This window comes from Flavobacterium crocinum (assembly GCF_003122385.1).
Classification (GTDB): Bacteria; Bacteroidota; Bacteroidia; order Flavobacteriales; family Flavobacteriaceae; genus Flavobacterium; species Flavobacterium crocinum.
The window spans coordinates 4127865-4140102 of the sequence record NZ_CP029255.1 but is presented as its reverse complement, the minus strand read 5'-3'; the positions used below and the strand labels follow the sequence as shown (position 1 = coordinate 4140102).

The following is a 12238-nucleotide window of genomic DNA, read 5'->3' as shown; positions in this document are numbered from 1 at the left end:
TGCGTTTTTTAATAAGCAAGCATATTAAAAGAAACTTGCGTACTTTGCGGTTAAATTTTCAAGTTCCTATAGGAATTTAAAAAATTGGAATTTTTAATTCAAACTAGGCGGCTCAGGAATTTTTACTGTTTTCTTTATTTTTTTAATTAAAAGATAAACTGTTATTCCGCCCAAAATAATAAGCAAAGCAATTTGTAATTGACCGATACTATTATTTTTACTGTACATTGCATTGGCAGCAGCAAGTTTTGCTTTACCTTCTTCAATTTGAATATGTGATAAAGATTCTAGTGTTTTTAGAGCTTCTTCACTAGAAACAACAATTTGCGACCAATTTTTATTCTCAAGCTGATTATTAATTTCTTTACAGGAAATCAAAAAAGCATCAAAGTATTGTTTTTCTTTATTTGTCAGAACTGTTTTAGCATACAAATCATCGATGTTATGAACGATATCTAAAGTATGGGTGATTTCTGTTCTTTTGGTGTTATCGCTCAAATTCAGTTTTTCAGCTTCAGCTTTAATAAAATGAAGTTGTTTGGAATATTGAAAAATATAATGCGCTACAACCAAACGATCTTTATAAATAGCGTTAATATTATCGTTTACATTCTTAGAATTTTGAAGCGTGTTGAAATTTCCCAATAAAATTAAAAGCATCACTATCAATAGAATAAAAGCAGCTTTAGTTTTGTTGCTGTATTTTTTTAAATCTTTCATAACAATGTTTTTTGGGAAATTAAAAAAGTAGAAAATTCTAATCAATCATCTTATTTTCAATAAGCTCAATATTTTTTATAGAGGCCAAAGGTGTAATTTTTACTTTTTTGTCCCCCTTTACAAAATAAAAATAGTACAAACTGTTATTCCCAATCAAAAATACATTTTTTGATTCTCCTTCATTAAAATCAAGTTTATAACTATATTCTAATCTGTTTTCTTTTAATTTTTTTGTTCCAAAATAGCCACCAGCTAATCCGTAGCCCAAGAAAAACGATAATAAAAAAATTACAAGAGATTTGATAGCGATTCCGTTGTAGTAACTTTTAGTTTCTGCTTCAGATAATTCGTCAGTCGATTTTAGTTCAAATGATCTTTTGACAAATTGTTTGTCTTTATTTTTAGCCAAATATCTAGGAAGATAAAAATGGAGGACAAAAAGCGTAATTATAGCACCTAAAATAATTGGATTTGAAGTGAATTCAGCTATTGGACTTATTAAAACATCCATTATGGTGGAATATCTTAAAATATTGATTCCGAATTGATAATAATAAATACTGTCTTTTAGTATTCCCATTAAAATTAGGAAAAGATAACCAAATGGCAATAATTTTTCTAAATCGTCTGAAATTTTCATTTACAACTTTTGGTTTGGTTGAAGGTTGTTTTTGGCTAATCTTTTTTAAGATTATTTTTCGTACGACTAAAATAGCATTTTTTAATTACAATTGAAGGAGAATTATTTTTGGATTTAGTATCATGATTTTTAAGGAGCTAATTCCTGCTGTCCGCTATATCTTTTCCTGGCTAAAGGAGCCAGAAAAAGGATGCCGCTTCCATCAGGGCTGGGGCATAAGGATTATTTTGAAACAGTTTTGTTGATCAAAGAATGAGTTTGTCTGTTTACAATTTCTGCTGCTTCTCTTAAGTATGACGGATTTGTACATTCGCCATAATTAATATAAACAATATGATTATCATCTTCTAAATTTAGATTTCTTTCTTTAGCTGTTAAATAACTATCCAGCCCCATAATTAAATAAACAGGTGTTCCTTCGTTATAAAGTTGAGTCGCAATACCAATTAATCTTTGTTTTGCAGCAAATTTTATATCCTCTTCTTTATAAGCGTTTAAGTACATGCATTCAAGAAGTGAACAAAACTTTACTTTTCCACTTTTTAGAGCGGGGTATTTTTCAAATATTTCGGCACCCTGATTTAAATTCCGAAAATATTTTACAAAAAGCTGTGCTGAAATAGAACGATCTTCAATTACATTACTATTATCATTATTTTGACTGTTTACATAAAAGCAAAAGCAAAGAAATAATATGAATGATAATTTGTAAGTCATGTTTTATTCTAAAACAAGATCATTTTCGTCATTTTTCCCTCTAAAAAACAAAAACTGTAACAATACCGCCAAAACAATAGTCAAGATTGCACCAATAAAATTCAGCCATAAATAACCCAATTTTTCCTGATGATAAACCATAAAATAGTAAATTACAAAAATGGTCAATTGACTAATGATAGCACTAATAAACATTGGTTTGGCCTGAACTCTTTTTGTATAAAAAGCAACCAAAAATATTCCCAAAACAGTTCCGTAGAATATTGAGCCAATAATATTTACAAGCTGAATTAAGTTTTCAAACAAAGTTCCCACACAAGCAAAAAGTATAGCCACAACTCCCCAGAAAAGAGTAAAGAATTTTGTTGCGTTTAGATAATGCTTTTCGGATTTTTCGCCTTTTACATTTCGTTTGTAAATATCAATTGCTGTTGTAGAAGCTAATGCAGTTAGTCCTGACGCCGTTGACGACATGGCAGCAGAAAGAATAACGGCTAATAACAATCCGATAAGTCCTTTTGGAAGATAATTTAGGATAAAGTGAAAGAATACATAATCTTTGTCATTAGTTTCTGCATTACTATCGGCTCTTGAAATAATTTCTTTTGCTTTGTCTCTTAAATCTTTTTCTTTGTTGGATAAAGCAACCAGTTCTTTTCGTAAAATCGGATTATCATAATCCTGATTCAACTGGTCGATGTACAAAAGATTAATTACTTTTTTATCTTCAGAAAGTTTTTCCAGTTTTTTTTCCAGTACAGCATATTCTTCTTTAAATGCTGATTTTTCAATAGTTGTTTTGTTATTCGGATTAAAATTTAAGGGAACAGGATTGAACTGAAAAAACACAAATACCATAACTCCCGTCAAAAGAATAAAGAATTGCATTGGAACTTTTAAAAGACCGTTCATAATCAATCCCATCTGACTTTCACGAACTGATTTTCCGGACAAGTAACGTCCAACCTGCGATTGATCTGTTCCAAAATAGGCAAGAGCAAGAAAAAAACCTCCTGTAATACCACTCCAAATCGTATATTTTTCTTCAGGATCAAAAGAAAAATCAACAATATTCATTTTATCATTTGCTCCGGCAATATGAAGTGCGCTGTTAAAAGTCATATCGTTTGGCAGGTAATGCAGAATCAGGAAAAAAGTGATAAACATTCCTGACATGATTACAAACATCTGCTGTTTCTGTGTTACGTTTACTGCTTTAGTTCCTCCTGAAAAAGTATAAATAATTACCATTACTCCAATGATGATATTCATTACAGTTAAATTCCATCCAAGAAGTGCAGATAAAATAATAGCTGGTGCATAAATAGTTAATCCAGTTCCTAAACCTCTTTGCACCAAAAATAAAATAGCTGCAAGAGAACGTGTTTTAACGTCAAATCTCTTTTCTAAAAATTCATAGGCCGTAAAAACTTTACTTTTGTGATAAAGCGGAATAAAAGTCAAACAAATCACAACCATAGCAATTGGCAATCCGAAATAGAATTGCACAAAACCCATTCCGTCATGATACGCTTGTCCTGGTGTAGACAAAAATGTAATCGCACTGGCTTGTGTCGCCATAACAGAAAGACCGACAGTGTACCAAGGTGTTTCGTTGTTTCCTAAGATAAAATCCTCAACGTTTTTACTCCCTCTGGTTTTCCATGAGCCGTATCCAACAATAAATAATAAGGTTACAATAAGTACGATCCAGTCAAATAGCTGCATAGGTTAAGAATATAATTGCATGATTAAAAAGAAAATAGCAATGTAGATTGCATTAGCGACCAAAACATAGGTATAGCTTTTTTTCCATTTTTTTTGTTTTTTAGCTTCCATAATTTTATTGCTTTATGTCTTGTTTTGGGGCTTCAAGAGGCTGTTTTAGCGAAATAATATTAGATAATAATCTATAAGCTCCGGAAACTCCTTCCGGTAATTCTCTAAAGAAACTTAAACCTGTGTAAATATAGTATCCTTTTCCGTATGGAGCTACTAATAAAGCGCCATCTTTAGCCGATTCTCCTTTGTCATGTGATGATATAATAGGAGTGAAGGCAGGATCATATTCATTTGGATAATACAAACCTTGTTCTTGTGTCCAGCCTTCAAAATCTTTTGCACTGATTTCATTAGGCGTATTTAAAACAGGATGATTTGGCGCTAAGAAAGTAATTTTAGCATTTTCTTCCGTCACACGATCATTCGATAATTTTAACGGATAAGGTGCGATTTTATCTGTAACCAGTTTTCCGTTTGTATTATATTGAACAATCATGTTTTTGCCACCTTTTACAAAATTGAAAAGAATACTTTGTTTATTTGCTAATGCGTTTACAGTATTGTAGGCACGAACTCCAGTGATTACAGTACTGAACGAATCTAATTTTTCAGGTGTAATTTCTTCAGGTTTTAAAATAGAAACTTTGTACCCCATTTGTTTTAAACTCTCAGGAACTTCGTCACCCGCACCCATAATGTAAGCAATGGCATCTCCTGAAGTCTTTAAATCAATTCTGATGCATTTTGATTCTGCCGGTTTTAAAACCATTTGTTTTGTAATATGAGGGAAATCAATAATTGTCTGATCTTTATCAAAGCGTTTACCATCAACCGTTGCAATACTTTTTGCAGTAACTTCTTCAGGATTTACTGGTGGTGTTACTTCAAAATAAAAAATCTGTTCATTTCCTTTTTTGTCTAAAGTAAATGGAATTTCTTTTGGAGATACATTCCAGCTTTTTGGCAGTTCTAATTGTAAATTTCCTTTTACGCCGTCTTTTCCTGCGCGAACTTTTACCGGAATCATTTTGCTTTTTGTATCTCTAAAAACCAAAACTCTTTCCAGGATTGAAGTTGTAACTTCCGGCACAATATCAAGGAAATTATACATTTCTCCTTTTACACCATCATTGTATTTATATACAACTGTTCTTTCAAATGGAATTTCAACACCACCAATCTTTACATTAAAAACAACTTTTGTATCTCTGATAATATCAGGAATTCCTATAATTTCCTGATTCGAAACAGTGTACATTCCGACAGTTGCTTTTTCTTTTAACCAATACGGCTGCGTATATTCTACATTGTTTGGAAGCTGTAACTGAAGATTAATCTTTTGGTCGTTATTATTTTTCAAAATACTGTTTTGAACAGTTGTTTTATTATCGGGTAATGTTGTAATACTGACTAACTGCATATCAACAGTGCATCTATTTATAGCTTCCAGAGTTAATCTGATAGTGCTTCCCGGCGTTGCTTCCTGTTCATTTGAAACCGCTTCAAGATAAAGACCGGAACAAGATGCAATAATATTTTTAATAGCCTCTGCTTTGATTGTTTTCCAGTGTATGTCCTCCAAAGCTTCTATCATAGAATAGGCTTTCACCAAATCCGGAATACTTGCAGAAGGATTACTGAAATTATAATTTGAAATAATGGATGAAATTAAATTCCCAATTGGTTTTCCGTTTTTAACACGATTCCAGCTTGTATCAATTCCGTCAAATAAATTATCGCGTTCTTTTGGAGCTTCGCCATTAATTAATTCCAGATATTCCGTTTCATCACCACGAACTCCGGTACTACCAAAACCCTGAGATTGATGACGGCTTCTGCTTAAAGCAGCAATTTCCTGATTGGATTTTCCAATTCCGGTATAATAAACACCCGTTTCTAACTTTGTGAATTTTGATTTGTTGGCTGCGTCAAATTTTTCCTGACTTCCATAAAACCACCAGGACGGATTAAAAAACTGTCTTTTCACCTGCCAGGGCGTTACAAATTTCAATTGTTCCGGATAAACTTTTGGATCATTTGTCAATTTAAAACTTTCAACACTCAACATTGCAGAAGAGGTGTGGTGTCCATGTGTTGTACCCGGTGAACGATGATCAAATCTGTTGATGATAATGTCCGGCTGAAATTTTCTGATTGTCCAAACCACATCGGCCAGGACTTTATCTTTGTCCCAAATATCTAAAGTCTCATCTGGATTTTTGGAAAAACCAAAATCATTGGCACGAGAGAAAAATTGCTCTCCACCGTCTATTTTTCTGGCTTCAATTAATTCCTGAGTTCTAATAACTCCTAATAATTCGCGTAATTGAGGGCCAATTAAATTCTGTCCGCCATCACCGCGAGTTAAAGAAAGATAACCTGTTCTTGCATTCATATCATTGGCTAAATACGAAATCATTCTGGTATTTTCATCATCAGGGTGAGCAGCAAGATATAATACTGAACCTAAAAAGTTTAATTTTTTGATTTGATTATAAATTTCAACTGAATTTGGTTTTTGTGGTTGCTGTGCAAACGAAATCTGAAAACCTAGAAAAAATAAAAGAATGATTTGTACCTGTATTTTTCGCATGATAAGTGTTAGGTGTTTTTAGAATTGTCCCAAAAATACTAATTATTTTATGGAAGATTATTTAAATGAAATGTTAACGCACAATAATTGTACCTTAATTGAGGATGAATAAAACAAAAAGAGCCGTTAGATGTGTTCTAACGGCTCTTTTGTATTTTGATTTCGAAATAAACGAAATGTTATTTCAATTTGTTTTCTGTATCAGTATAATTTCCTGTAATGGTTACACCACTATTTTTAGTAACTTTTCCGTAGATTGTAATAGATGAACCAGTACCAATGAAATTAATTTTAGCACCGCTGTTTAATAACAGATCTCCCCAAATTACAACAGAACCTTCTACTTGTAATGTTGCATTACTGTTGATAATTAATTGAGTTGGGTTTGATTGCTGATATTTACCCTGAGATAAACTTCCTCTCATGTTAAAGGTACCGCCACTATTTAAAGTTAGATTATTCAAAATTGCGATAGAACCACAGTGTGTTAATACAGCTCCTGAATTAACAATGGCAGAATTAATAGCAGTTGCACCCTGATATGATTTAATATCATTAGAATTTAAAATTAAATCTTTTCCTTGATTGTAAACCGGGTATGAAGAACAACTTGCAAATGTAGTACTTGGTTTCTCCATTTTAATAATTTTTAAACCACCTGTACCACTAGCAACATAGATATAATTACCACTTGATTTTACATAGTTTGATGACCCTGCAATTCCTAAAGAACCTAACAAATTAAGCTGAGTTCCGGATTGGTAAACGTTTAATCCTAAAGCTCCGTTAGCAAGAAATGCATAACCATCATTTACAGAAACTGCATTGGTAACGTTATCTTCAGCAGCAGTTGGAATTGCAATAGTTTGTAATTTTGAACCACTGTTAATATCATAAACACCAAGACCATTAGGACCTTCAGAAACTAAAAGTTTTGTTCCGTCAACATCTATTGTTCTTTTCGCACCGCTTACATCTGTAGAAGTTGTAAAGCTTTTTTGCAAAGCAAGTGTTGATTGGTTGTAGATATTAACTCCTTTAGCACCACTTAAAGTAACCACTTTATCAGAAGTTAAAGCGATAGAGCGTAAATCTGCTACAGCAACTTTGCTTGTGATTGCTTTTGTTGAAGCGTTCATTTTAAATAAACTTCCATTATCACCTGTAACTGCATAATAATCATTAGTATTAGCAGCCACATCAGTTGTAACTCTGCTTTCTAAGTAATTTGCAGTAGTTTTATCTGTAAGAAGGCCAGAGCTTAAAGGCATGTTGTAAACTACGGCAGGATTATTTTTAAGCAAAGGATCTTTGTCAATATCTTTTGCTGCTCCAATAATTAAATTTCCATTTGTATAAGTAAGAGAGGTAATATCCGTGTTTGGAATCAAAGCCGATGTAACTAATTTTGGCTTGTAAGGATCAGTAACATCAATTACGTCAATTGCTCCTGAATAAACATCACCACGAGTGATATACGAAACATAAGCGTAATTACCGTTTACAGTAACATGACTGGCTTGTAAAGTTCTTCCGTTAGCATCAACCGGAGGTTTTACCTCTGCAATTTGAACAAGTGGAAAATTAGTAACAGTGCTCTCAGCAGATTTCCCTGTTAAAGAACCGTTTTCGATCGAAATTACTCCGGAATTGGTGTAATCAAGCCTTTGACTTAAAGTGTTTTGATCTGAAGTAATTGTAATGTTGTCTAACGATTGATTGTTGTTTTTATTATCATCGTTACTGTCGCAGCCTATTAAAAGGGACATTGCTAAAAATGAAAGCAAATAAACATTCTTCTTCATAAAGATTTGGATTTGAGTTTTAAAAATTCGGTGCAAATATATATCATAATCACATTAAACAAAGGTTAATTTTTAAAATAAGACAATTTAAATACCTGTTTAATAGTGATTTGTACTAAAGTTACAATCTTTTGAAAAAAAATCAAAACGAAAAAAGCAAAAAAAAGAGAGTATCTTTTTTGTGATACTCTCTTGTATTGAAAACTAGTGATTTAGAATTATCTTCTTCCACGTCCATGATCATGGTCATCGTGGTGGTGATGATTGTCGTGTCTATCGCGGTGTTTATCGTGCTTGTCGTGTTTATCATAACGTTTATAATCTCTATGATCATTGTAGCCATATACAGGTCTTGGTTTGTATGGTCTTTGAGGCGCTCCGTGGTATCCTTTGTAATATTTTACTTTATGACGATCAAAGTAAACATAAGGGGTTCTACCGTGGTAATCTGTCAAAACTACTTTATAACCTCCATACAAATCGTAGTTTCTGTATTGTCTTGGCAAGTACGTTGTTCTTACCCATTTTCCTCTTCCAAAATAAATAAATTGGGAGGCACGTACATCGTAATAGGCTTGTATATCCGGAAGATAATAATATTCCATTTCAGTATATCCTGCAGGTCCCCAGGCTGGAGGAGTTCCTATATTAACGTTTATCGATACTTGTGCTTGCGTGGCATTTGCAACCATTAGAAATAATCCGGCGATTGCTAATTTTATCGTTTTCATCTTTTTTTATTTTTTTTAATGTTAATCTTGTTTAGGGATATTCATATACTGTGCCAAAAAAAATAAAGATGTATTTTGTCGAGTAAAAAATGCATTTCGTCGACTTATTTTTAGTTTTGTTTAACGTCTAAAATATTGGTTTTTAGTGCTTTTTGTCTGAAAAAGATTTTTTCAAAAAAAAGAAAAAAAATTATCTGTAATCGACAACTCTAGGTTTTGCCAATTCAAAACTTTGAAGACCATAATCTGTAGTTTCAAAAGTATTTGTTTTGAACACATTGTCTCCTTGTAGTGGAATACTCGGATAATAAGAAAGAGAAAGCTGAAACGAACTGAAAACCAAATAGTCATTACTTACTAATAGTCCTAAGGTAATCTTAGAGTAAGGCTTACTTTTTGTCATAGCAACATCTGAATTTCCTAAAACAGCTATAGAATAATTAAAAAAAGGATTTAAACGAAAACCCCATAAAGCATGTGGCGAATATGTTTGTGTCTGCAGTGACAATAATGCTTTGCTTGTTCCGTATAATGCTGAATTAAAACCGGCAAGACCATTTATTTCGTTAATGTTCAACTCATCACCAATAATATTGTCTCGATTGATTCCAATTACAAGTTTTGGATTTACGAATTGTCGCAGTTTCCATCTTCCGATGCTGTATAACTTGGTAAAATAATTAGATTCAAATAAAAAGGCAGTCTGATAGGTTTTAGACTGATGGAAGTATGTTCCTGCTTCAAAATTCATACTTAAAAATCCTAAACGATAATAATTTCCAAAAGAAAACTGAGCACCAACATAAGGTCTCCAAAATGTATTTTTATATTGATAACCAAAGGTTACTCCGTAAATCCTGCCAATCGGAACGTCTTCGGTTTGTCCATTTCTAAAAATATAACTGTCCTTTATAAATTTTCGCGTATTAAGTCCAATACCACTAAGAATTAGTTTTTCATCAGAATAAAAATGATCAGGATCATAAACTTCACTTGGTGTTTCGCTGTAGTTTTTATTTAAAAATCTAAGGGTTGTAATAAGATTAGTGATGGCTTTATTTTCATCTTCAAACACTTTGTAAGCATGACCAGCCCAAACATCCTGAGAAGTATATTTTACTGGCTGATACGCATATGAAAGATCAGGAGCCTGCAAAGTATCTCTTCTGTAATATTCATCTATATAAACACCGCCTGCCCATTTGGTGAGAGGAGAGTAAAAGTCGCGTTCAACATCAATACTTTTAATATAATTATTGTCTAAGTCCATTTTGTAATGAAGAACAGTACCTATATAAGTGTTCTTAATATTAGGGACAGTATAAGTTGCTTCATTACCATTTCGACCGTCATCAAAGCGGTTCGTATAACGGTACTCTAATTGTTGTCCGGAACCAAAGAAATCTTTTTCTTTAAAACCAATTGACATTTGACTGCTTGAAATTGAAAATCGGGGTATAGTACTCCAGGAATCTAAAACTCGTATGGTTACATCTACAGAATCTGAAGCCTGCCCAACAGACTGATTGGATATTCGGACTGCAGTTACGTAACGTTGTGCACGAATTAAACGTTCTGTTTCGAGTACTTTATAAGTATTATAAGGCGTATTTTTCTTAAACAATAATAAGTTTTTAATGGCTATTTTTTTTGTTTTTAAATGCAGCCTGTTTCCCATTCTTTCTCCCCAGTTTTTAGGTACTTGTGTAGTATCAGCAACAGAGTATCCAAAGGGATCCAGAGTGATAATATTGATGTTACGGATAATTTTGCCATCGTAATGAGTGGAATCTATCGGTACCAGTAACTCTTGTTTTTTCTTTGGTTTTTTCGACCTGAAAAATAGTTTATGCATCGTCTGAGTAAACTTATTTTTTTTAGAATAGTTACGAATCTTGGTATAGATTTCGGTAGTATCTTTTTGGGTTTTAGGTTCTTTTTTATTTTTATCTACCTGACCATACCCGCTTTGTAAGCAAAAGCAAAGCAAAATAAAAAACAGTATTTTTTTATTTAAAGACATTCGGTAGTTTTCTTCTAATAGTTTTATTATTTATGAATGTAAGGAATAAATAAATAGGAGGTTTTTATAGTATAACGTACTATTTAATTTTCTGTTGCAACTTTTCTTTTACGCCATGTAAATTTTCGTGGCACATGATTTCCCATGAGATAGCCCCAGGGAGCAAGTGACTCTATACGGTCGAAAATAATTTTTAAAATTGCCAAAAGCGGAATAGCCAAAAACATTCCTGAAATTCCTGCTGCCGCACCGCCTACAATAATTCCCATAATGGACACAAAAGCATTGATTTCTACCTTTGAATTAATAATCAATGGTACTAAAAGATTATTATCGATAAACTGAACAATAATATTTACAATTAGGATTCCCAGAATAACAGAAGTCTCACCGGATCCGGTTAAAGAGGCTAAAATTGTTATAATACCAGCTATTGTAATTCCGATGTAGGGGATAAGATTTAAAATACCTGTAATTAATCCAAGTAAGATAAAATACTTAATACCAATAATCCACAAGCCTAAACTTGTCAGTACCGAAACAACAATCATTTCAATAATTAAACTTACAATATAATTATTGATCGAAACTTTAATTTGTGAAAGTATATCCATAAGAACAGAATGATTCTCTCTTTTAATTAATTTAGCTAAAAACAGTTTAAAATGTTCTTTATAAATTAAAAATAAAAATGTGTAGACTACAATAATCATACTATCAAAAAGAACATCACTTACAGAGATTATAAAAGACCCCAGTTTTGCTTGTCCGGTTTTAACGGAATCCTGCGTGACAGAATCGAGATACTTCTTCTGATCACCAATACTTACCTGGAAATTTTCTCTTATAAATTTATGAATTTCAATAATAAAAGCATTCGCATTTTTCTTTATGGTTTCAAAGTCATTTGCCATGTAAGTGACCTGATAGGAAATAAAGATTAAAATTCCGACTATGAAAGAGAGAAAAATAATAAGACAGACTATTGCCGCCAGATGTCTTGGCAATTTTAGCTTTTCATTGAAAAAAGAAAAAATTGGAAGTAATAAAACCGCAAAAAGAAAAGCAAGTAAAACAGGTGTAATAATATTTTTTCCGGTACAAAATATAAAGGCAAAACAAATTAAAGTAACAAGTATAAAAGCAAGTTTTGCATAAAAAGGTAAAGTTATTGGCCGAGTCATTATGTTTTAGAATTAAGCTGAATTTATAAAACAAATATTACAC

9 protein-coding genes are annotated in these 12238 nt (G+C 32.3%); all 9 read right to left on the bottom strand.

What is annotated here, in order from left to right; genetic code table 11:
* Positions 1-93: 93 nt before the first annotated feature.
* Positions 94-720: an MCP four helix bundle domain-containing protein gene (locus HYN56_RS18410; protein WP_109193512.1), complete on the bottom strand. Its 627-nt coding sequence runs from the start codon at positions 718-720 to the stop codon at positions 94-96.
* Between the two features lie 37 nt (positions 721-757).
* Positions 758-1360, bottom strand: a complete 603-nt coding sequence (locus HYN56_RS18405; protein WP_109193511.1) for a hypothetical protein — start codon at positions 1358-1360, stop codon at positions 758-760.
* A 222-nt stretch (positions 1361-1582) separates the two neighbouring features.
* Positions 1583-2077 (bottom strand): hypothetical protein, encoded by a 495-nt coding sequence (locus tag HYN56_RS18400; protein ID WP_109193510.1) that lies wholly within the window; start codon positions 2075-2077, stop codon positions 1583-1585.
* 3 nt (positions 2078-2080) lie between these two features.
* On the bottom strand, positions 2081-3805 hold the full coding sequence (locus HYN56_RS18395; RefSeq protein ID WP_109193509.1) for a sodium:solute symporter: 1725 nt from the start codon (positions 3803-3805) through the stop codon (positions 2081-2083).
* Between the two features lie 115 nt (positions 3806-3920).
* Positions 3921-6452 carry a PIG-L family deacetylase gene (locus tag HYN56_RS18390; RefSeq protein WP_109193508.1) on the bottom strand — a complete coding sequence of 844 codons (2532 nt, stop codon included), beginning with the start codon at positions 6450-6452 and terminating at the stop codon, positions 3921-3923.
* Positions 6453-6631: 179 nt separating this feature from the next.
* Complete coding sequence (locus HYN56_RS18385; protein WP_109193507.1) at positions 6632-8257, bottom strand: LVIVD repeat-containing protein; 1626 nt, start codon at positions 8255-8257, stop codon at positions 6632-6634.
* Between the two features lie 218 nt (positions 8258-8475).
* Positions 8476-8988, bottom strand: a complete 513-nt coding sequence (locus tag HYN56_RS18380) for a hypothetical protein (RefSeq protein ID WP_109193506.1) — start codon at positions 8986-8988, stop codon at positions 8476-8478.
* A 190-nt stretch (positions 8989-9178) separates the two neighbouring features.
* Entirely contained in the window at positions 9179-11011 is a 1833-nt protein-coding gene (locus HYN56_RS18375) for a hypothetical protein (RefSeq protein WP_109193505.1), read from the bottom strand.
* 83 nt (positions 11012-11094) lie between these two features.
* A complete protein-coding gene (locus tag HYN56_RS18370; protein WP_109193504.1) occupies positions 11095-12195 on the bottom strand; it encodes an AI-2E family transporter in 1101 nt (366 codons plus the stop codon).
* Positions 12196-12238 lie beyond the last annotated feature (43 nt).